Source organism: Polyangiaceae bacterium (assembly GCA_020633205.1).
Classification (GTDB): domain Bacteria; phylum Myxococcota_A; class Polyangia; order Polyangiales; family Polyangiaceae; genus JAHBVY01.
The window spans coordinates 1-20,705 of sequence record JACKEB010000014.1; the positions used below are offsets into that span (position 1 = coordinate 1).

Sequence of the window (20,705 nt, forward strand, 5' to 3'; positions counted from 1 at the left end):
TTCGTGCTGTGGGTTCCGGTTTTGTTGATGGTGGTAGCAAGCCTCATGGTGGGTCACTGGGTGATCCTGCCGCGTCCACCTACAGGTGACCCCGAAGTGCGCGCCGCCGTCGCCCAGTTGCGGAGCAAGGGTGACCAGCCCTGGATGGCGGTGCACGTGCTCTACGGAGACTGTCCTTGCTCACGTCGGGTGCTGAAACACGTGCTCAACAGCGAGCGGCCCAAGGGAGTGAGCGAGAAGCTCGTGCTGGTAGGCCAGGACCCCGAGTTCGAGCTTCGAGCTCGGGAGAAGGGGCTGACTGTTGACGTCGTCGAGATGGAGCAACTCCTCAGCAAGTACCACCTCATGGCGGCGCCCATGTTTCTGGTGGTGAATCCCCGTGGTGACGTGGCCTACATGGGTGGCTATACCGCGAGGAAACAAGGTCCGGATATCGCGGACCGCGAGATCATCCAGCACCTGATGGAGGGTGAAGCCGAGCGAGAGCGCCCGGTCTTCGGTTGCGCTGTCGGCGCGTCTCTCCAGGACGCGTTGGACCCACTTCACATCAAGTATTCCAGATGAAGAGGAACGAACATGTCGACTGAAGCCGTCGAGCGAACCCGCTCGAAGATCCTGGATACGCTGCTGCTGCCGAAGGAGGTCACGGACTTCGAGCGGAGCTATCTCGGGCGGGTCAACAAGATAGGCTTGGTGTTCTTCGCACTTCACCTACCGGTGTTCGTGGCGATCGCGTACTTCAACGATACTGGGCCCTGGACGGCGCTCGTGCTCACGCTGGCGGCCCTCGCAGGGCCGACGCTCGCGTACGTGGGCTTCGACAACCCCCGCAGCGTTTCGCTGGTCTATGGCTTCACGTCGATGATCATGGGTGGCCTCTTGGTCCACTTCGGGCAGGGCCCGGTGCAGATCGAGATGCACTTCTACTTCTTCGCCCTGCTGGCGATGCTCGCGGTGTACGGCAACCCGATGGTGATCGTGGTGGCGGCGGTGACCGTGGCGCTGCACCACCTCTTGCTCTGGGCGTACCTGCCCCGCAGCGTGTTCAACTACGACGCACCGATTTGGGTGGTCGCCGTCCATGCTGCCTTCGTCGTGCTGGAGTCCATCGCCACCGTCTCGATCGCGCGTAGCTTCTTCGACAACGTGATCGGGCTAGAGAAGATCGTGCAAGCGCGAACGACCGAGCTCGACAAGCGCAACGCCGCGATGCGCCTGGTGCTCGACAACGTAGACCAGGGCTTCTTGACGGTGTGTCGAGACGGAACGCTGTCGCCAGAGTACTCGTCGATCGTCAAGCGCTGGCTCGGAACGCCTCCAGCGGGCGGTAAGCTGAGTGACTTCCTGGCGAGCTGCGATCCAGACTTCGCGCTGCGCTTCGAGCTCGGCTGGGACGAGGTGGTCGACGGCATCATGCCGCTCGAGCTGACCTTGGAGCAGCTGCCCCGTCGCCTGGACCTGGCGGGGCGCAACCTGCACTTCGACTACTCGGCCATCTGCGACGATCAAGGCGAGTTCGCGCGGTCACTGGTGGTGATCACTGACATCACGGCGCAGCTCGAGCGCGAGCGCCTCGAGGTCGAGCGCCGTGAGACGATGCACATCTTCGACCGCATCGTGCGTGACAAGAGCGGCTTCCTCGAGTTCTTCAACGAAGCGGACGGCTTGGTGGAGAGCATCAGCGAGAAGCGCCCCGACGATCTGTCTGTGCTCAAGCGGCAGATCCACACCTTGAAGGGCAACGCGATGCTCTTCGGGATCCACACCATCGGTGACCTGTGTCACGAGCTGGAGAACCGGATGGACGAGGGCGAGGAGTTGCCGCCGGTCGAGCAGTTCGCTCAGCTCAGCGCACGTTGGGACCAAGTGAAGGACAGCATGGACGCGCTGCTCGGCGAGCGCAGCGATGGCCGCATCGAAGTGGATGACCAGGAGTTCGAGGAAGTTCTCCGCAGCTTGGTCCGCGGCGCGCCACGCACGACAGTTGCCAGGAAAATTGCTGCCTGGAAATTGGAGCCTACGCAAAAGCGACTCTGCCGAGTTGCCGAACAAGCGCGAGGCATCGCGCGTCGGCTGGGCAAGGGCGAAATCAAGGTGGATATCGACCACTCCGACCTGCGGCTAGACGCGGAGAAGTGGGCAGGCTTCTGGAGCAGCTTCGTGCACGTCGTGCGCAACGCAGTGGACCATGGACTGGAAGCCGCCGCGGAGGACGGAAGCAAGGTCCCCACCATCAGCCTGACGACTCGGGTCAACGATGAGGAGTTTGCGATCGAGATCGCTGACAACGGCCGCGGCATCGACTGGCGCGCCGTCGCCGCCAAGGCGCAGGCCACCGGCTTGCCCAGTGCGACCCAAGACGACTTGGTCGAGGCGCTGTTCCGTGATGGCATCAGCACCCGCTCAGAGGCCAGCCTATTCTCCGGGCGGGGAGTGGGCATGGGCGCGATGCGCAACGAATGCCTGAGCCGTGGCGGGCGCATCGAGGTGCACGCTGAGCCGGGTAAAGGGACGAGCGTGCGCTTCAGCTTCCCCAAGCAAACCATGGCCGAGGACCCGATTCGTCAGTACCAAGCGGCGGCGTGACCCTACTTGCCGCGGGTCAGCAGCTTGTTGATCAGATCCTGGGAGTAACCGGAGAGCTCCTTGAAGACGACTCCCATGCCAGGTGGGTCCGTTTCCACACGGACAACGACTCCGACACCTTCGATGGTCTCGATGTCGTTCATGATCACGGTGAAGCGAAGGTCGACTTCAGTCCCAACGGGCACCGGCGTCTTGGTCTTGATGAATACGCCGGTGCGCGAAATGTTGGTGACGTACTCTTGGATGAACTGATCGAAGGAGTCGAACTCCTTGTTGATCGTCAGTCGCTGATCTTGTCGTCCGCTGCTCACGCTACTTCCCCGTCAAGTCGAACTGCTCGATGTGGTACTCGCGCCGCGGGGTGAACTCGATGCGGCGCATGTAACGTCGCTCAGCTTCGATCACCGCGTCCTTCTCCTCGGTCTTCAAGAGGTCGACGATCGCAGGGTGCGCGTTCACGTGCACCGAGTAGCCCTGAAGGTGGCGCAGCTCGCGCCGCACCTGGCGTAGGATCTCGTAGGCGATCGTGGTGCGGCTCATGATCTGGCCGGTGCCGTCGCAGTAGAAACACGGCTCGTGCATCGTGCGCCCGAGGCTCTCTCGAGTGCGCTTGCGCGTCATCTCGATCAAGCCGAGTTCGCTGATGCGATTGAGGGTCGTCTTGGCCTTGTCCTTCTCGAGTCGTTGCTCGAGCGCCCGCCAAACCTTGTCGCGGTTCTTTGGGTTCTCCATGTCGATCAGGTCGAGGATCACCAAGCCGCCGATGTTGCGGAACCGCAGCTGATAAGCGATTTCGTCTACGGCTTCGAGGTTCGTCTTGAGCGCCGTTTCCTCGAGGTCCTTGCTGCCCTTGCCGACATAGCGTCCGGTGTTTACATCGATCGCCGTGAGCGCCTCGGCCTGATCCAAGATCAGGTACCCACCGCTCGGCAGTGGCACCTTGCGGCTGAGTGCGCGCGCGATTTCGTCTTCGATGCCATAAGCGTCGAAGATCGGGTCCGAGCCGCTGTAAAGCTCCACGTCCTTGACCCGGTTTGGCATGAACATTTCGACGAAGCGGACGAGGCGCGTGTACTCCTCCTTGTCGTCGATGACGATCTTCTCGATTTCATCGGTGAACAGGTCACGCGCCACCTTGAGCACCAGGTCGAGCTCTTCGTAAAGCACGCTCGGCGACTTGGCGTTCTCACGCTTGCGAGCCACCTCTGCCCAGAGCTTGAGTAGGTAGCCGATGTCTTCCTTCAGGTGCTTCTTGGTGAGGCCTTCGGCGACGGTGCGCACGATCAGGCCGCCCGCGGGGGGCTTTACGGATTCGATCGCCTTACGAAGCCGCTGCCGCTCACGGAAGGAGCCAATGCGCTTGGAGATGCCGATGTGTTCGACGGTTGGCAGGTACACGACATGGCGACCCGGAAGGGACACGTGGCTCGTGACACGGGCTCCCTTCGTACCGATGGGCTCCTTCGAGATCTGCACGATCACTTCGTCGCCCTCGCGCACGACCTCCGTGATCGGGACCGAGCGCGAAACGCGGAGGTTCGTCGCTTTGCGGTTCTTTCCGTCCTTGGAGTCGCCTCGCTTGGAGTCGCCTCGCTTGGAGTCGCCTCGCTTGGAGTCGCCTCGCTTGGCCTCTCGATCGCCGTCGCGCCCGCGTCGTCGTTTGTCGCGCCCGCGCCGAGAGCGGTCTTGCTTTGATTCCGTGCGGTTCGCGCGCTGTTCCTGCGCCGCGGGCTGCTTCTCGGAGCTCTCGGTGCCGTTCTTGCGTCGCCTTCCGCGCCTGCGCCTGCGCCTACGCCCCTCGCGGTTGCCCTCGCCCGAGTCGTCCTTCGTGTTTTCGTCACCTGATCCACGCAGGGCATCGCCAGCGAGCACGGTGGGAGCCTCTGGGTCCGGCCAGCCTTCATCGTCGTCAACTGCAGGCGCTGCGCGCCGACGCACCCGGATCACGTCGCCGTCTTCGTCGACCTCTGGGGCGGCAGCCACCTCATCGTCTGCTCGGTCGTCCACGTCGTCCTGATCGACGTCCGCATCCGCAGCCTCGTCGTCGTCTTCATCACCATCGTCGTCCGCTTCCTCAGCGGGGTCGACGTCGTCGTCCTCAGCGTCTGCCGAGTCGGAAGCCCTGGCACTAACGACCTCGTCTTCGTCTTCGTCGTCGTCGTCGACTTCCTCCGCGTCTTCGTCGTCTTCGTCGTCTTCGTCGTCTTCGTCGTCGTCGACTTCTTCCGCGTCGTCTTCGTCAGCGTCTTCGTCGTCGTCGACTTCCTCCGCGTCTTCGTCGTCTTCGTCGTCGACTTCGTCGCCGTCTTCCGCGTCTTCGTCGTCTTCCGCGCTGGCTACCGGTTCGTCGTCTGCGCGATCGTCTTCGTCGTCTGCGCGATCGTCTTCGTCGTCTTCGTCGACGTCCTCGTCATCGTCCTCGTGACGCGACTCGTCTGCGCGATCGTCTTCGTCGTCTTCGTCGTCTTCCTCGTCGTCGTCCGCACCCTCACCCCCGCCCGAGACGAGCACTTCCTCGTCGTCTTCGTCGTCGGAAGACTTCGCCTCGCCGTCGTCGTCCTTCTCCAGATCGCTCTTCCGCTCGAGCGCGTGTGCGGCGCCCGCGAGGTAGTCCTCGAAGTCGTCCGGGCGGATCAGATCTTCCACGTGGAGGAACGCCGCGCGCTCCATTCCCACATCGATGAACGCCGCTTGCATGCCGGGAAGCACACGCGTGACTTTGCCAAGCACGATGTTCCCGACGGTGTTTCGCGCGCGGGCGCGCTCGATTTGTAGTTCGGCGATGACGCCGTCTTCGATTAGGGCGACGCGCGTCTCACGAAGCGCGACGTTGATGACGAGTAGGTTTCGAGCCATTGACGATAGAAAAACGCTAGAGGCCTCGACCCGCGCACGGAGCTGCACTGGAACAGACGGCGCTGGGGTCGGGGCATCGGAACACCTCGGGGAGCTTGGAGCGGCAACATGCCACCCGACTCCTCCTAGATGCCTGCTTCTCACCCCGCGCGGAGCAAGTCAAGCGCACGAAATGTTCTGTTATTCCAAGTGGTTACCGGGCCTTCGTTGGGTCCAAAGGGGGATTCCTCGCCGCTTGAGTGGGTCACCACCGCCCCACGCGGAAGAAAAACCCTCGCTCCGCCTCCTCTCAAGCCCTTCAATTGACACTCGCTGTCAGGGGGATCGGGGGTGAGGGGACAATCGGACGGAGCCGCGACGACCTGCTAAAGCTCAGGCGGTCTCATGAAGCAGGAGCTCCTACGCCGAGTCCTAAACGCGCGAGTGGCGGATGTCCTACCGTCCCCCACGCCGCTGGATCCGGCGCCCAACCTGAGCACTCGGCTGCACTACCCGGTGCTGCTGAAACGCGAGGATCTCACGCCGGTCTTCTCGTTCAAGCTGCGCGGCGCCTACAACCGCATGGCAATGCTAAGCGACAAGGAGCTCGCCGCTGGAGTCATTGCTGCATCCGCAGGGAACCATGCTCAGGGCGTGGCGTTCGGCGCGGCTCGGCTCGGCGCGAAGTGCCGAATCGTGATGCCGCGTACCACCCCGTCGATCAAGGTGAACGCGGTGCGGCGCTTTGGCGCGCAGGTCGATCTCGTCGGCGATAGCTATTCGGACGCCGCGGAGCACTGCAAGCAACTCGTCGTCGAAACCGGCATGACCTTCGTGCACCCCTATGACGATCTGGATGTGATCGCGGGGCAGGGCACCGTGGGCCTGGAGATCTTGAATCAAGCCCCCCGAGACCTGAGGTCGATCTTCGTGCCCATCGGAGGCGGTGGCTTGGCGGCCGGCATCGCTGCCATCTGCAAGGCGGTCAGGCCCGAGGTGCGCGTGATCGGCGTCGAACCGGATGACTCCGACGCCATGCATCGCTCGTTGCGCCTTGGGCATCGCGTGGTGCTGGACAAGGTCGGTATATTTGCCGATGGCGTTGCCGTGCGGCAAGTTGGAGAGCATACGTTCGAACTCTGCAAGGAGTACCTCGACGACACGGTGACCGTCAGCAGCGACGAGATCTGCGCGGCGATCAAGGATGCGTTCGAGGACACGCGGTCCGTGCTCGAGCCAGCCGGCGCTCTGGCAATTGCCGGTCTCAAGCGCCACGTGCGGGCCGGGGAGCTCGTGCCTGGAACCGCCGTTGCGATTACTTCCGGCGCGAACGTGAACTTCAATCGCCTGCGCTACGTCACGGAGCGCACCGAGTTCGGTGCGGGTCGCGAGGCGGTATTCGCGGTCACCATTCCGGAGAAGCCAGGCGCCTTCCTGAAGCTGTGCGAGGTGTTGGGGGACCGGCAGGTCACGGAGTTCAACTACCGACTCGCCACGCGGCGCGAGGCGCAGATCTTCGTCGGCGTGGAGGTGGGCTCTCGCAGCGAGGCACGGCAACTCCACGACGCGCTGGTTGCTGCGGGCTACGGCTGCGTGGACTTGTCGGACGATGACCTCGCGAAGACCCACCTTCGACACATGGTCGGGGGTCATGGCGAGGCGGAGAACGAACTACTCTTTCGCTTCGAGTTTCCGGAGCGCCCCGGTGCGCTGCTGGAGTTCCTCTCCAGCTTGCGCGGGCGCTGGAACATCTCGCTCTTCCACTACCGCAATCACGGCGCGGCGTACGGGCGAGTGCTGTGTGGGATGGAAGTCCCCCCAACCCAGATTTACGAGCTCAAGAAGACACTCGATCAAATCGGTTTCCCCTACTTCGACGAGAGTGATCACCCCGCGGCCAAGCACTTCCTTGGACTGCGGCGCTAGACCCCGTTGACTTAATTGCCATCCGGAAATTTCAGAACAGGATGGCGTCACTCACATCAAGCGCGTTCTCGATGTGCTGAGTGGGGCTGAGGTTGCATCCGTGCTTGAACTCGTACTGGAACATCACGGTTACCGGGCCCTCCTCGCACTCGTAGTCTTGGTGCACGCTCTCGATGCCGTGCTCGTCGTTGGGGCACACCTGTAGGCGATAGCCCTTGAGCACGAGCGGCGTGGTCAAGTAGACCTCCGCGCCGCGCTTCGCCAGATCGGTCTTGAGGCGACCGAGCAGCTGGTTCGCCAGCTCGCCCAACCAGTCCGCTGGAGCGTCGCCTCCGTAAGTTTTCGCAGAGACTTCCGGCACGGTGGTAATGCAAAGGCTGCCGGAGAGTTCCCTACCCGAGTACCCGATGATGGCTGCGTAGGTTGTCATTCTTGGCGAGTCACAGCCCTGCTTCAGCTGAACACCGTAGGCGTCGAACAGCGCCTGAGCGTTGGTGTCCACCAGTGCGGCTATGGTCTTTGAGTCTCGGTGCGACATGCTTGTCCCCCTTGGGCGCCCAGAGTCGGCGCGGAGTGAGCGCGCGCCAAAGCGCGCGCGGTTCAGGCTACGAGCTTGTTGAGTGCCGCGACGAGCAAGTCGGGCTTGAAAGGCTTGACGATCCAGCCCTTGGCGCCAGCTGCCTTTGCACGCTGGATCATCGCCGGCTGACCTTCGGTGGTGAGCATCACGATCGGCACGCCCTTACGCGGTGAGCCGGCGACCTTCTCCACCATCTCGATGCCGTTCATTCGCGGCATGTTCACGTCGCAAACCACGGCGGCGATCCCCGTGTCACCGGTGATCTTGTCGAAGCCGTCCTGCCCGTCCCCCGCCTCGAGTACTTCGAAGCCTGCCTGGCTCAGTGCGAGCTTGACTTGTTGCCGCACGGAAGCTGAATCGTCCACTACGAGAATTTTCTTTGCCATGTCTACTCCGATTGTTGAGCTAATCGAATTGATTGCGGTGCCGCTCTTTTTGAGGGCGCAGTCCGAAAGTCTGCTCAGAAAAGCATCACGTCACCCGCGGGCGGCGCGTCCGCTTCGTGGTCCAGAATCGCGACGTGTCCGGCGAACTGGTCCCGGTGACAGTCAGCAGCGCTGATGGAATCCAAGCTTACCTCTCCGCCTTCCATCAGCACCTCCGCCGACTCGTTCAGCGCGATCAGGTCGCGGTCGACGATCAGCAGCGCCTGCGATGCGGGGTCTTGGAATGCGAGATGGGAGAGCGCCTCGTGAGAGCTCTTGATGATCTCCCGGATCGAGCGCTCACCCGACTGCACGATTGAGTGCAGCGTTTGCGTGAGGAAGCTGGACGCACCCCTCACCCGATGGAGATCTTGATCAATGCGCTCCCCGAACTGTGAGGTGTCCACCTTCACGTGCTCGGCGTACGTAGCGAGCGCTTCCATGTTCTGGCTCAGCTCGGACGCCAAGGCGCTAACCAAGCGGTTAGACTCCTCTACGACGTCACTGAGCCGCTTCATTTCTGAGGCGATCACATCGAAGCCAGCACCTGCCGCGCCGAGACGGCTCGCTTCGATCGAAGCGTTCAATGACAGCACGCGGGTCTGGAAAGCAATGCCCGTGATCGACTCGGTCAGTCGTCGCATCTTCTGAGTGGACTCATGAGCTCGCAGCGCGATCTGCGCTTGCTTGTCCACATGGCTGCGCACGGCGCTCAAGAAGTCCGAGACGGTCTTCGTCTGGGACTCGAGCACATCACCAATGCTGCCTTCCGCTGCGCTTCCAGAGATGGACGCGACGGAGTGCTGCGTGTCTTCAACGTGACGCTGCGCCTCCGTGACAATGCGCTCGAGCAAGCCGCCAGCCGTGACCACTTCTCGTTCCGTCAACGCGTTGACGTCGCGGATGCGTCCGAGAACAGTCTCGCGAATCTTGACGAATACGGATTTCCAGCCGGCTAAGTCGCTCACTCGTTTGCTTTCTTTCTCGTCCCGGCGTGGGACGTAGAAAAGAACGGCTCAGCGCGCGATCACTTAAGCGAGAACGCCCCGGCTGAACTGGCGCACAAAACGCGGCCGTCCGGCACTCCTTGCGGGGCCGGACGGCGTGGTCGTCGCACTTACTGGGCAGTTGTTGAGTAGATATCGAGGCGTACTCCGCGGCTTAGAACGCGCTGCGAACTTCCAGGCTCACATCGACCCAGCTCGTCTCGGTTTCGAAGCGCTGCCAGGTCTTGGTGCACTCCGGCGCTTCGACTTTAGGGAGACCTAGCTCCACCGGCGCACCGCCTTCTTGAACTCGCGACGCGAACGCGCCAGCGATCACGTTGGCCACCTCGAGCAAGATGTCGTGTTTGGCCTGCTCCAGTTCCTCTCCCTCAACCTCACCACCGGTAGCGGAGAGCGCCATTTCGTCCAGCAACTCGCCTGGTACGTTCAACGAGAGATTGCAATGGACGGGTTCGAACACGTCGATCGACACACACGGAGCCTCTGGCTTACCCACCGCTGAGTGCGACGGTAGCAAATCGAGGAACGCCATGTTCGCGAAGGTTTCGCACACCGCTTCGCTCAGAACAGCTTCGTGGCTCATGCTGCTACCTCCGTCGCGCTTGCGATGACCTCTCCCAGCTCGGCGGGGGAGAAGGGCTTCGAAATCACTCGAAAGGCACCCAGCTGCGTCAGCTCTTTACGAACGTGCTCGTTGACGGCGCTACTGATCACCACGACGCGCAGCTTGGTTCCGCGCGCGGCGAGGTTGGCGAGCACCTCACGACCATGAACCTTTGGCATGTTCAGGTCCATGAAGCACAGGTCGAAGTCCCTTCCGGTAGCCAGTTCGAACGCTTCGGCGCCATCTTTGGCCTCCGTGAATTCTGCGTCGGCGAGGCCAGCCACCTGCGCGCAACGCTTTACGAACATTCGGGCGATTGCCGAATCATCTGCGATCAACACCTGCATTTTCATACCTCTTAATACTCCCCACGGAAACGAAATCAGAGTTGTACGACTTGACCTGTACCAAGATGAAGTGACACATCGAGGCTCGCGACCGTGACCAGAACGGTCCGGCTGTGGCTACCCCCGACGTGCTCCGCCAGCGCGGCCATCCCTTGCTGCCAGAGCGCCTTCTTCACGGCGAGCAGGTTGCGCTTGCCGATGTCGAAATGGTCGCTGTTCTTGAGGACACTCGCCCCGCCGGCCAGCTTCACGCGCCAGAGCGCCTTCCTTGGGGCGGCGCCGCTTGCCAGCATTTTCTGCACCACGAGCTTGATCGCGGTGTCGGCGAAGTGGAACGGCTTCTGCTCGGCGAGGGTCTGATTGAGCCGCGAGTCGGGCAGCGCGACGTGCGTTAGCGACGTCACTCCTGACGTCGGGTCCACGATCACGATGCCGATACAGGAGCCCAGCCCGTACGTCTTTAGACGCGCGCCGGGGGTGGCGCTCACTGCACCATCACCAATGCCAACAACGATGGGTGCAACTGCCGTGGTGGCTTGGGCCGCGTAGGTCATTGCCTCAGTGCACGGGTCTCAGGCTGGAACCTTGAGCCCTGGCCACAAGTACTTTTCGCATATCCCCTCGCTTAAGCCTCGCTTCCTTGCTGCCGTTCGGTGGGGAGGCGATGGATGAGGAGCAATTAGAGATCCTTCGGGACTTCATCACTGAGTCCACGGAAGCACTCGAGACGGTCGAGCCGCTTCTCGTGGAGCTCGAGCAGCATCCGGGGGATGCGATCGACGAGCAAACGCTCGCGGCGATCTTCCGCTTCTTTCATTCGATGAAGGGGACTGCCTCCTTCCTCGAACTGCAACACGTCGTGCGCGTCACCCACGTCGCCGAGTCGCTGTTGGACTTGGTGAGGAAGGGCTCAACGCCCCTCACGCCAACCCACGTCGACCTGCTGTGCGAGACCGTCGACGTCGTACGCATCCTCCTGCAGTGCGTTGAGACGACTCACACCGACGCAACCTGCGACCCAGACCGCGTCGAGGACCTAGCAAAGCGCCTCGACGCTGCGGTGAACAAGGCAATCAACACGATTCCCGAGCCGGGCGCCGCAAAGGCTCCCTCGAGCTTCCTCGTGCTCGACGCCTGGGAAGCCACCGAGGAGGACAAGGCGGGCAGCATGTTCGCGAATCTAATCAGCCCTGAGATGGTGGATAAGTTCCGCATCGAGTCCGAGGAGCACCTCGAGTCGGTCGAGGAGGCGTTGATGGGGCTCGATGTCGGTACCCCCGACATGGAGCTCATCGAAGTTGCCTTCCGCGGGATGCACAGCATCAAGGGCAATGCAGGGCTCTTCGGCTTCACCGCGCTCTCCAAGCTGGCGCACAGCATGGAGACGACGCTAGACGAGTTGCGAGCGAAGACGTTGACCATCTCTTCGGACGTGGTTGATGGCCTACTCAAGGCGAACGACCAAATCCGGGTGGAATTGCGCAAGGCAACGAACCCGGAGCCGGAGCAACCCCAAGTCGCGGCGAACGACGCCGAGCCTGGCAAGGCGCCTCCACCCAAGGCGGAGCACGGCGAGGCACAACGCGCGGGGAGCATCCGCGTCGACACCGAGAAGCTCGACGAGCTCATGGATCTGGTGGGTGAGTTGATCATCGCCGAGACCACGGTGACCAGGAACCCCGACCTGGAAGGCCTGCACTTCGAAAACTTCCAGAAGGCAGCCCTGCAGCTCAACCGTCTGACCCGCCGACTGCAGAACATCGCGATGGCGGTGCGCATGGTGCCGATTGCCTCCACCTTCCGCAAGATGCTCAGGCTCGTCCGGGATGTCTCGAGCAAGCAGCACAAGAAGGTCGACCTGATCATCGACGGCGAGCACACCGAGGTCGACAAGACCGTCGTCGAGCTGATCAGCGACCCGCTGGTGCATATGATCCGCAACGCGGTGGACCATGGGCTCGAGTCGCCAGCCGACCGCCTGGCGGTGGGCAAGCCTGAGAACGGTACGGTTTGGCTCACGGCGACCCACGAAGGCCAGGAGGTCTGGATCACGATCCGTGACAACGGACGCGGGCTCAACACCGAGCGTATCCGTGCGAAAGCACTCGAGAAGGGGCTGATCGATCCGGAGAAGGAGTACAAGCCGGAGGAGATCCATCGCATGATCTTCGCTCCGGGGTTCTCCACCGCAGAGCAGGTCACGGACCTCTCAGGTCGCGGCGTAGGCATGGACGTGGCGCTCCGCAACATCGAGTCGATGAACGGTCGCGTCGAGATCGAGTCTCGCCCCGGCGAAGGCACCATCTTCACTCTGCGCATCCCGCTCACGCTGGCGATCATCGAAGGCATGCTGCTGAAGGTGGGCGACTCTCACTACACGATCCCGCTCTTGTCGATTCGAGAGCACGTGCGAGCCCAACTCAAGGATCTGGTGATGTTGCCGGACGGAACCGAAATGTTCAAGATTCGGGAAAAGCTCTTCCCGGTCGTTCGGTTGCACGAGGTGCACAACATCAAGCCCAAGGCGCACAACATCGACGAGGGGATCTTGATCCTCGTCCAGGACGGTCCGCAGACGCTTTGCGTCCTAGTCGACGAAGTCGTTGGCCAGCGGCAGACCGTGATCAAGCCAGTGCCCGATTACCTCAAGGGTGTGAGGGGTGTTGCTGGTTGTTCGATTCTTCACAACGGGGAAATCAGTTTGATTTTGGATGTCGAGGGGCTCGCCAAGCATCGCGCGGCAGCAGCCTGAGGGAGAGACCATATGCAAGAAGCTATAGCTGCTCTGGACCACACGGAAATGGACGACGACGGTCAGAAGTACCTGACCTTCACCATCGGCGACGTGACGTACGGCTTTCATATTAGCCGCGTCACCGAGATCATCGGGCTGCAACGTATCACCGTCGTGCCGGATGTGCCTCGCTACGTCAAAGGCGTGATCAACTTGCGTGGCAAGGTGATTCCCCTGGTGGACGTGCGAGCTCGAGTGAACCTTCCGGAGATCGACTACCACGACCGCACCTGCATCATCGTGGTCGAAGTCGGCGGGAAGAGCGTCGGCCTCGTGGTGGATGCGGTCTCTGAGGTGCTCGCCATCGACGAGTCTCAGATCGAGCCGCCGCCAGATTTCCGCGCGGGAAAAACTGCGCAATACATCTCGGGCATGGCCAAGGTGGAGGACTCCGTAAAGGTCCTGCTCGATGCAGACAAACTGTTGGATATGGACGACCTCGACACCACGGGGCGTAGGGCGTCAGCGTGAGTGCAAGAAGACTAAAAGGGAGTGGAAAGATGACCAAGCAAACGGATACAGGAACGGATTGTCAGGAACTGCAGGCGCGCTACGACGCGCTGGTGAAGGAGAGCGCGGAGCACGCAGCAAAGCTCCAGGCGCTCGACAAGGTGCAAGCGATCATCGAGTTCGAGCTCGACGGCACGATCATCACCGCCAACCAGAACTTCCTCGCGACCCTCGGGTACACCCAGGAAGAGGTCAAGGGCCGCCACCACCGCATGTTCGTCGATCCGAGCTACGCGGCGAGCCCCGACTACTCGAGCTTCTGGGAGGCTCTACGTCGCGGTGAGTTCAAGAGCGCCGAGTTCCGTCGTATCGGCAAGGCTGGCAACGACGTCTTCATTCAGGCTTCCTACAACCCGATCTTTGATGCCGCGGGGAAGCCTTACAAGGTCGTGAAGTTCGCGGTCGACGTCACCAAGGAAGTGCAGCAGCGCCGTGAGTCGGCCAAGGTGAAGTCGATCGTCGACAACATGCCGCGCCCGGTGATGATGATCGACCCCAAGACGGCTGAGGTGACCTACGCGAACCAGGCGTCGAAGGATCTGCTCAAGGGCGTTGCGCAGTACCTACCCATCGATCCCAACAACATCATCGGTACGTGCATCGACGTGTTCCACAAGGTGCCCGGGCGCATCCGCGCCATCGTGGAGGACCCGAACAAGCTGCCCCACAACGCGCGCATCGCCATCGGTCCTGAGTTCGCAGACCTCAACGTGTTCGCGACGTACGACAACGACGGGAAGTTCGCTGGCGCGGCGTTGGCTTGGGAGTTGATTACCGATCGCGTGCGCCTCGAGGAGCACGAGAAGGCTGCCAAGCTGGCAGTTGCCCAGGTGCAAGCCGCCCTCGCCGAGCTTGCGCAGGGCAACTGGAACGTGTCCATCACCGACACCTTCGAGGGCGACCTCGAGGAGATGAAGGGCAACGTCAACAACATCGCGAGCGTGCTGCAGTCGTTCCTCCACGAAATTGGCACCCTGCTCTCCGCGGCCAAGGACGGTCAGCTCTCAGTGCGCGCCTCTGCGGACGGCTTCTCCGGTTCCTATCACGAGATGATCGTGGGGGTGAACCAGATGGTCGATGCGCTGATGTCGCCCATGAACGCCCTCCAGCGTTCCCTTGGGGCGTTGGCCGACGGCAACCTCACGCTGTACGTCACGGAGCAGTACCGTGGGGATCACGCAGCGCTCAAGGAGGCGCTCAACAACAGCCTCAACGGCTTGAACAACCTGCTCTCCCAGGTGTCGGACTCGTCCAACATGATCTCGCGCAGCAGCACCGAGGTTGCGGCTTCGGCACAGGGCCTGTCTCAAGGCGCTAGCGAGCAGGCGGCCACCGTTGAGGAGATCTCCTCGCAGATCACGCAGATCACCGAGCAGACTCGGCAGAACGCCGAGAACGCGACTCAGGCCAACGCCCTGGCGCGTGCTGCTCGAGACGGCGCACAAGAAGGCGACAAGCAGATGACGCAAATGGTCGAGGCCATGGGCGGCATCGAGGAAGCCAGCAACAACATCTCGAAGATCATCAAGGTGATTGACGAGATTGCCTTCCAGACCAACCTGCTCGCCCTGAACGCGGCTGTCGAAGCCGCACGAGCCGGCGTCCACGGTCGAGGCTTCGCGGTCGTCGCGGAAGAAGTTCGGAACCTCGCCGCTCGCAGCGCCAGTGCTGCCAAGGAGACCACGGAGCTCATCGAAGGCTCGATCAAGAAGGTCAGCTCCGGCACCGTGATCGCCAACCAGACTGCTGGTGCCCTCGCCGCCATCGTTCGCGATGTCGGAAAGGTCAGCGACCTGGTCGCCGAAATCGCAGCGGCGAGCAACGAGCAGGCAGATGCCATCACCCAAGCGAACGTCGGCCTCGACCAAATCAACGCGGTGACTCAGCGCAACAGCGCTACCGCGGAGGAGAGCGCCGCCGCGTCTCAGGAGATGCTCGGACAGGTCGAGAAGATGCAGCAGATGCTGGGCGAGTTCACCCTGGCCAAGGCTAATGCCTCCAAGGGCGGCGAGCTACCCGCGGAGATCACTCCCGAGCTGCTCGAGGCGCTGAAGGCCTTCATGGCTGGTGGTGGTGGCTTCCCCCAGGTGGCGCAGAAGTCCAACGGGTCAAACGGCTACCAGGGCAGCAACGGTCACTCGAACGGCAGCAACGGTCGCTCGAATGGCAGCAACGGTCGCTCGAATGGCGCCCCCTCCATCGTCCTCGACGCGAGCGAGTTCGGTAAGTACTGAGACGGTATCCCTGGGGATATGAGCGAGCCGTCGAGAGTCTCATCTCTGACGGCTCGCTCTGTATGAGGAGAACGTATGGAAGCTGAACTGAGCGTAGGAGGACCGGATCTCGCTGTACCCGAGTTTCGATTCCTTCAGAGTTTCATCCACAAGAACTTCGGCATCTCGCTGGCGGACCACAAGCGCGGCATGCTCGCGAGCCGCCTGAGGAAGGTGCTCGACAAGCATCGGCTCGTTTCATTCAAAGACTACATCGACACATGCCTTCAACGCCCATCCCCGGATGTGCTCGAGGAGTTGATGAATGTCGTCTCCACGAACCACACCTACTTCAACCGCGAGCCGGCGCATTACGACTTCTTCACCCGGGTGCTACCCGAGCTCAGTCAGCGCGCGGAGCGGAGAGCGAAGCGCAAGGAGCTTCGGGGCTGGTGCGCTGCGGCTTCGTACGGGCACGAGCCTTACACGCTCGCCATGCTGCTGCGGGAGCACTTCGGTGCTGGCTACCGTGAGTGGGACGCTGGTCTGCTGGCCACGGACATTTCCGCCCAGGCGCTGGCTGTGGCCGACAAGGGTGAGTACCCCGACGAACAAGTCGATGCGATGCCTGCCCACCTGAGAGAGCGCTATCTCCAGCGGACGGGGCCAGACCTCTGGAAGGTAAAGCCGGAGCTCAAGAAGGATGTGTTGTTCAGGCGCTTCAACCTGATGAACCCCATCCCGTTCAAGCGTCCCTTCGACTACGTGTTCATTCGCAACGTGATGATTTATTTCGATACAGAAACACGCGTGGAGCTGGTGAAGCGGATTGCGCAGTACATCCACCCTGGTGGCTACCTGGTCGTCGGGTTGTCGGAGTCATTGCCGCGCGGCATCCCGGGCATCCAGAGCGTTTCTTCAGGCGTGTATCAACGGAGGTAATGTGAGCAAGATTAGAGTGCTAGTGGTCGACGACTCGGCGCTGATTCGTCAGCTGCTCACCAAGGGCCTGGCCATGGACCCGGCGATTGAGGTGGTGGGCACGGCGAACGATCCATACGTCGCCCGTGATTTGATCGTGCAGTTGAACCCCGACGTGCTGACGCTCGACGTGGAAATGCCGCGCATGACTGGTGTCGAGTTTCTCAAGCGGCTGATGCCCCAGCACCCGATGCCGGTCGTGATGGTGAGCTCCCTCACCAGCCGCTCGGCGGAGACCACCATGGAGGCGCTCAGCGCCGGTGCGGTCGACTTCGTGCTGAAGCCCGCAGCAAACGTGCACAACGGGGTGGAGCTGTTGCTGACTGAGCTGATCGCCAAGATCAAGGCGGCGTCCCGGGTTTCCGTGAGTCACCTCAAGCGAGACGGCAACGCTGTGCGCCAGGTTGTTGCGGCGAAAGCCACCTCCCCAATGGTGGCTTCGACCGACAAGATCCTCGCGATTGGTGCTTCCACTGGTGGCACCGAGGCGGTGAGAGACGTGCTGTTGGGCTTGCCGATCGACGGCCCTGGGGTGGTGGTCGTCCAGCACATGCCTCCCGTCTTCACCAAGATGTACGCAGAGCGTCTGGACCGCGAATGCCCGCTGAGTGTGAAGGAGGCCGTGGACGGCGATCGCGTGATCGCCGGTCGTGTGCTCCTGGCGCCCGGTGGCGTGCACTTCCGCGTCGTCCGCAGCGGCGGCCACTATGTGGCACGTGTGGGTGGGACGGATCCTGAAACGCGACACTGTCCTTCGGTCGACGTGATGTTCGAGTCCGTCGCCAAGCACGCGGGCAAGCACGCGGTGGGGGTGATCCTTACGGGTATGGGTCAGGACGGCGCAACGGGCATGTTGGCCATGCACAAAGCGGGGGCGCACACCATCGCTCAAGATGAAGAGACATGTGTTGTTTATGGAATGCCGAAAGTAGCCGTTGAGATGGGTGGAGTGACCGAGAGCAAGCCACTCCAGAAGGTCGCAGCCGCGGCTATTGCCGCACTTTCGACAGGGGAAAAAGATGTTCGGAAGGTATCTAATGGATGAAGGCGTGGCGACGGCCGACCAGATCGTCGCCGCCCTGGACGAACAACTCGCAAAGACTCCGCAGTTTGGGAAGCTAGCTCTCGGTAGGAAGCTGCTCACCATTCAGCAGATCTGGCACATCCTGAATCACCAGGCTGATCACGGCGGTCGCTTCGGCGAAATCGGCGTGTCACTGGGATTCCTGACGGAAAATCAAGTTCAACAGATCTTGGTGCTCCAAATGGAGTCACGGCCCAAAATCGGCGAGCTCCTCGTCGCTGCTGGCGTGGTGTCAGAGCCCGAGATGAATGCGCTCCTCGAACGCTATCGCTTGAGGCGCATGACCGACGTGCTGGGGCCGGTTCCTGAGGCTGAGAACGACGAGTGGACCGAAAATGAGAGCCACACTCGCCTGACCGTAGCCGTCGCAGAAGCCATCGAGGCCTGACGTCTCCAAACAAATCTCCGAGGAAGCTCGTGGGCGCAGTACAAGTTATCCAGTCGCATCAAGTCGTCGTTCGGGTGGGAGAGCTACGTCTCGCGCAGTCCGGCGAAGTGATCGTCACCTATGGCTTGGGTAGCGGAGTCGCTTTGGTGCTGTATGACCCCACGCTACGCATCGGTGGTGTTCTACACGCCATGCTGTCGGGCCCGAGCAATGGGCCCACCGAGGCACCTGCCAAGTTCGTCGACGCCGGTGCAGACGCGCTCTTGAAGGAACTCTACGCTGCAGGTGCTTCGCGGACACGTCTGCTCGCCGCAGTCGCCGGTGGAGCGACACCCACGGGTGGGTTCATGCAAACCGGTACGAAGAACCTCAACGTCCTGAAGAAGGTGCTGTGGAAGCACGGCATCACCCAGAAGGGCGCGGACGTTGGGGGCAAGTCGGTGCGCGCGCTCACGTTGGACTGCATGACGGGTCGCTGCGAGAGCAGCACGCGAGACGCGCGGACCGTGCTCCTACCCTGAATCGCCTACCTGATTTCTGTGCAGAAATCGCGAGTCGTGCTCGGGCGCTGCTTCGCCACAAAGCACCAGCGCCCCCGGCGCGAGGCGCGTGGGGGCGAGGATACCTGCTAGTGGCCCTCAGGAGCGTGCGCTCCAAGGCCAGACCAGCGGCTAAGACTAGCGGTTCGAGTCGACGCGGTTACGGCGGCCGCGGTTCTTCGCCTTGTTCTTGGCGTTCTTGCGGTTGCAGCGCTTACGGTCGGTCTTGCGGGGCTTTTTCGTGAACAGGTACATGGGGTCGGGAGGCCTACGCTTGAACCCGGGTGTGTTCAAGCTTTTTCTCTCCCCCTAAAAAAGCCACGCTTTGCCCCCGTGCTAACTAGCCAGGATCGCAGCCATTCTGCTGCTTAAATAAGCGAAACCCCCAAGCCCTTGAGGGTGCCGTTTCGGGCGACCTGGGACTGGGGGTGAGAGCGCGCTGGGTGCTAGCCCGGCGCAGCTGGATCAGCCGCCGCGCTTGAGCTCGGTGAGCACGAGCTTGGAGACGGCCTTCAGCGTGTCGAACACGCCTTGTCCGGTCCTCGCCTGAGCCTCGAAATCGGGCACGTTCATCGGGTTGATCAGCGAGCGCAGCTCTTCGACTTCTACGGCGTTGGGTAGGTCCCGCTTGTTGTACTGGATCACGTACGGGATCTTCTCGAGGGAGTAACCTTGCTCCGCCAGGTTCGTGCGTAGGTTGTCCACGCTCTCCTGGTTTGCCTCGAGGCGCTCGATCTGAGAGTCCGCGACGAAGATGACGCCGTCGACGCCTTTCAGGATCAGCTTACGACTCGCGTCGTAGAACACCTGACCCGGCACCGTGTAGAGGTGGAAGCGCGTCTTGAAGCCGCGAATCTCACCCAGCGACAGCGGAAGGAAGTCGAAGAACAACGTACGCTCCGTCTCCGTCGCGAGGCTGATCATCTTGCCCTTCGCGTCCGGGTTGGTGCGCTCGTAGATGTATTGAAGGTTGGTCGTCTTTCCGCAGAGACCTGGCCCGTAGTAGACGATCTTGCAGTTGATCTCCCGGGCCATGTAGTTGATGAAGCTCATCGCAGTTTCCTCACGCTGTGAGTTCCCGAGCTGGCTTTCGGCACTGCAGCTGCCTGGCCGTGAGGCCCGAGTTCAACCTGGTGGCGCTCCAGCCGGGCAAGCCCAGCACCAGCCATTCTGAACGGCTTTCTGCACGCGTTCCTTCCATCGACTCGGTTCATCGACCTTTGACTCAGTCGTTGAACAGGTTGTCGATGTCTTCGTCGGTGATCTCCGCGAAGGGCGAGTCCCCACCCGGCTCTTGAACCTTGCTCAAGAGCGCTTCGAAGATCCGATTGAGCTCGTCGCTTGCTTTGCGCACGCGTAGTCGGACCAGACCCAAGCTCGACTTGGAGTCGAAGATCACGACCAGGATGACGCGATTGCCAACCAGCTGGATGTGGATGTTCGCGTTCTCACCCTCATGGAACTGAGTGGCGAACTCGTTCTCCCTAAGCAGTTTGGCGATGCCACCCGTTGCGGCGATGTTGCCCGCGGTGAGTGACGCCAGGGACGTCGTGTCGATGTTGTCGACCTCGCCGCTTGCCGCGATGAGCTGACCATTCTTGTCGACGATGAAGACGACCTTGGCGTTCGCTTCCCGAACCAGACGGTCCACTACCGTCTGGATCTGGTTGAACTCCTCCTCGTACATCACCATCTGAGGGTTGACCATCAGAGCCTCCAGATTGTCCGCGAGTGTTGCTCGCTGACCAAGTCGCGCATTCCGTTGCGCAGTAGGACCTCGCACGGCACTACGTCGAGCACCGCACCAAACTGAAAACGCGCGCCTAGGGCGCAAGCGAGAGAGTCTTCTTCATCGCGTGGCGCGCGCCCGAAAGCAACTGCCTCGC

The 20,705-nt window shown here is 61.8% G+C and carries 20 protein-coding genes; 10 read left to right on the forward strand and 10 right to left on the reverse strand.

Annotated elements, in window-relative coordinates; translation table 11 throughout:
* Positions 1-27: 27 nt before the first annotated feature.
* Both H6718_20040 and H6718_20045 read left to right on the forward strand, forming a co-directional pair.
* Entirely contained in the window at positions 28-564 is a 537-nt protein-coding gene (locus H6718_20040; GenBank protein ID MCB9587704.1) for a hypothetical protein, read from the forward strand.
* A gap of 12 nt (positions 565-576) precedes the next feature.
* Positions 577-2,586, forward strand: a complete 2,010-nt coding sequence (locus H6718_20045; GenBank protein MCB9587705.1) for an Hpt domain-containing protein — start codon at positions 577-579, stop codon at positions 2,584-2,586.
* A 2-nt stretch (positions 2,587-2,588) separates the two neighbouring features.
* On the opposite strand, the gene H6718_20050 is transcribed toward H6718_20045, so the two are convergent.
* Both H6718_20050 and H6718_20055 read right to left on the reverse strand, forming a co-directional pair.
* On the reverse strand, positions 2,589-2,897 hold the full coding sequence (locus H6718_20050) for a PilZ domain-containing protein (protein ID MCB9587706.1): 309 nt from the start codon (positions 2,895-2,897) through the stop codon (positions 2,589-2,591).
* 1 nt (position 2,898) lies between these two features.
* Positions 2,899-5,442 carry an Rne/Rng family ribonuclease gene (locus H6718_20055; GenBank protein ID MCB9587707.1) on the reverse strand — a complete coding sequence of 848 codons (2,544 nt, stop codon included), beginning with the start codon at positions 5,440-5,442 and terminating at the stop codon, positions 2,899-2,901.
* A gap of 384 nt (positions 5,443-5,826) precedes the next feature.
* Between H6718_20055 and ilvA the strand changes: the two genes are divergently transcribed.
* Complete coding sequence (gene ilvA / locus H6718_20060; GenBank protein MCB9587708.1) at positions 5,827-7,347, forward strand: threonine ammonia-lyase, biosynthetic; 1,521 nt, start codon at positions 5,827-5,829, stop codon at positions 7,345-7,347.
* Between the two features lie 31 nt (positions 7,348-7,378).
* Here the strand turns inward: ilvA and H6718_20065 are convergent, their stop codons facing one another.
* The 6 genes from H6718_20065 to H6718_20090 form a co-directional block, all read right to left on the reverse strand.
* A complete protein-coding gene (locus H6718_20065) occupies positions 7,379-7,885 on the reverse strand; it encodes a chemotaxis protein CheX (protein ID MCB9587709.1) in 507 nt (168 codons plus the stop codon).
* A 62-nt stretch (positions 7,886-7,947) separates the two neighbouring features.
* Positions 7,948-8,313, reverse strand: a complete 366-nt coding sequence (locus H6718_20070; protein ID MCB9587710.1) for a response regulator — start codon at positions 8,311-8,313, stop codon at positions 7,948-7,950.
* Positions 8,314-8,387: 74 nt separating this feature from the next.
* Complete coding sequence (locus tag H6718_20075) at positions 8,388-9,320, reverse strand: hypothetical protein (GenBank protein MCB9587711.1); 933 nt, start codon at positions 9,318-9,320, stop codon at positions 8,388-8,390.
* Positions 9,321-9,513: 193 nt separating this feature from the next.
* Positions 9,514-9,942, reverse strand: coding sequence for a chemotaxis protein CheX (locus tag H6718_20080; GenBank protein ID MCB9587712.1), 429 nt, complete (start codon positions 9,940-9,942; stop codon positions 9,514-9,516).
* On the reverse strand, positions 9,939-10,310 hold the full coding sequence (locus H6718_20085) for a response regulator (GenBank protein ID MCB9587713.1): 372 nt from the start codon (positions 10,308-10,310) through the stop codon (positions 9,939-9,941). Before H6718_20085 ends, H6718_20080 begins: the two co-directional genes overlap by 4 nt.
* 35 nt (positions 10,311-10,345) lie before the next feature.
* A complete protein-coding gene (locus H6718_20090; protein ID MCB9587714.1) occupies positions 10,346-10,798 on the reverse strand; it encodes a chemotaxis protein CheD in 453 nt (150 codons plus the stop codon).
* 152 nt (positions 10,799-10,950) lie between these two features.
* Here H6718_20090 and H6718_20095 point away from each other — a divergent pair, with 152 nt between their 5' ends.
* From H6718_20095 to H6718_20125, 7 genes are all read left to right on the forward strand, one after another.
* Positions 10,951-13,062, forward strand: coding sequence for a chemotaxis protein CheA (locus H6718_20095; protein ID MCB9587715.1), 2,112 nt, complete (start codon positions 10,951-10,953; stop codon positions 13,060-13,062).
* A gap of 12 nt (positions 13,063-13,074) precedes the next feature.
* Positions 13,075-13,575 (forward strand): purine-binding chemotaxis protein CheW, encoded by a 501-nt coding sequence (locus H6718_20100; GenBank protein ID MCB9587716.1) that lies wholly within the window; start codon positions 13,075-13,077, stop codon positions 13,573-13,575.
* A 29-nt stretch (positions 13,576-13,604) separates the two neighbouring features.
* Positions 13,605-15,848, forward strand: a complete 2,244-nt coding sequence (locus tag H6718_20105; protein ID MCB9587717.1) for a PAS domain S-box protein — start codon at positions 13,605-13,607, stop codon at positions 15,846-15,848.
* Between the two features lie 75 nt (positions 15,849-15,923).
* On the forward strand, positions 15,924-16,769 hold the full coding sequence (locus tag H6718_20110; protein ID MCB9587718.1) for a protein-glutamate O-methyltransferase CheR: 846 nt from the start codon (positions 15,924-15,926) through the stop codon (positions 16,767-16,769).
* Position 16,770: 1 nt separating this feature from the next.
* On the forward strand, positions 16,771-17,853 hold the full coding sequence (locus tag H6718_20115; protein MCB9587719.1) for a chemotaxis response regulator protein-glutamate methylesterase: 1,083 nt from the start codon (positions 16,771-16,773) through the stop codon (positions 17,851-17,853).
* A 4-nt stretch (positions 17,854-17,857) separates the two neighbouring features.
* Complete coding sequence (locus H6718_20120; protein MCB9587720.1) at positions 17,858-18,280, forward strand: hypothetical protein; 423 nt, start codon at positions 17,858-17,860, stop codon at positions 18,278-18,280.
* A 29-nt stretch (positions 18,281-18,309) separates the two neighbouring features.
* Entirely contained in the window at positions 18,310-18,801 is a 492-nt protein-coding gene (locus H6718_20125; GenBank protein MCB9587721.1) for a chemotaxis protein CheD, read from the forward strand.
* Between the two features lie 483 nt (positions 18,802-19,284).
* Here the strand turns inward: H6718_20125 and H6718_20130 are convergent, their stop codons facing one another.
* Together H6718_20130 and H6718_20135 are read right to left on the reverse strand one after the other, a co-directional pair.
* A complete protein-coding gene (locus H6718_20130) occupies positions 19,285-19,872 on the reverse strand; it encodes a gliding-motility protein MglA (protein MCB9587722.1) in 588 nt (195 codons plus the stop codon).
* A gap of 172 nt (positions 19,873-20,044) precedes the next feature.
* Positions 20,045-20,527: a roadblock/LC7 domain-containing protein gene (locus H6718_20135; protein MCB9587723.1), complete on the reverse strand. Its 483-nt coding sequence runs from the start codon at positions 20,525-20,527 to the stop codon at positions 20,045-20,047.
* Positions 20,528-20,705: the final 178 nt, after the last annotated feature.

What these genes read in the sequence shown, in the direction of transcription:
- H6718_20110 (MCB9587718.1), top strand. Translation starts at nt 15,924, where the DNA reads ATGGAAGCTGAACTGAGCGTAGGAGGACCGGATCTCGCTGTACCCGAG.
- H6718_20055 (MCB9587707.1), bottom strand. Translation starts at nt 5,442, where the DNA reads ATGGCTCGAAACCTACTCGTCATCAACGTCGCGCTTCGTGAGACGCGC.
- H6718_20085 (MCB9587713.1), bottom strand. Translation starts at nt 10,310, where the DNA reads ATGCAGGTGTTGATCGCAGATGATTCGGCAATCGCCCGAATGTTCGTA.
- H6718_20130 (MCB9587722.1), bottom strand. Translation starts at nt 19,872, where the DNA reads ATGAGCTTCATCAACTACATGGCCCGGGAGATCAACTGCAAGATCGTC.
- H6718_20065 (MCB9587709.1), bottom strand. Translation starts at nt 7,885, where the DNA reads ATGTCGCACCGAGACTCAAAGACCATAGCCGCACTGGTGGACACCAAC.
- H6718_20040 (MCB9587704.1), top strand. Translation starts at nt 28, where the DNA reads ATGGTGGTAGCAAGCCTCATGGTGGGTCACTGGGTGATCCTGCCGCGT.
- H6718_20105 (MCB9587717.1), top strand. Translation starts at nt 13,605, where the DNA reads ATGACCAAGCAAACGGATACAGGAACGGATTGTCAGGAACTGCAGGCG.
- H6718_20070 (MCB9587710.1), bottom strand. Translation starts at nt 8,313, where the DNA reads ATGGCAAAGAAAATTCTCGTAGTGGACGATTCAGCTTCCGTGCGGCAA.
- ilvA (MCB9587708.1), top strand. Translation starts at nt 5,827, where the DNA reads ATGAAGCAGGAGCTCCTACGCCGAGTCCTAAACGCGCGAGTGGCGGAT.
- H6718_20135 (MCB9587723.1), bottom strand. Translation starts at nt 20,527, where the DNA reads ATGGTCAACCCTCAGATGGTGATGTACGAGGAGGAGTTCAACCAGATC.
- H6718_20045 (MCB9587705.1), top strand. Translation starts at nt 577, where the DNA reads ATGTCGACTGAAGCCGTCGAGCGAACCCGCTCGAAGATCCTGGATACG.
- H6718_20080 (MCB9587712.1), bottom strand. Translation starts at nt 9,942, where the DNA reads ATGAGCCACGAAGCTGTTCTGAGCGAAGCGGTGTGCGAAACCTTCGCG.
- H6718_20100 (MCB9587716.1), top strand. Translation starts at nt 13,075, where the DNA reads ATGCAAGAAGCTATAGCTGCTCTGGACCACACGGAAATGGACGACGAC.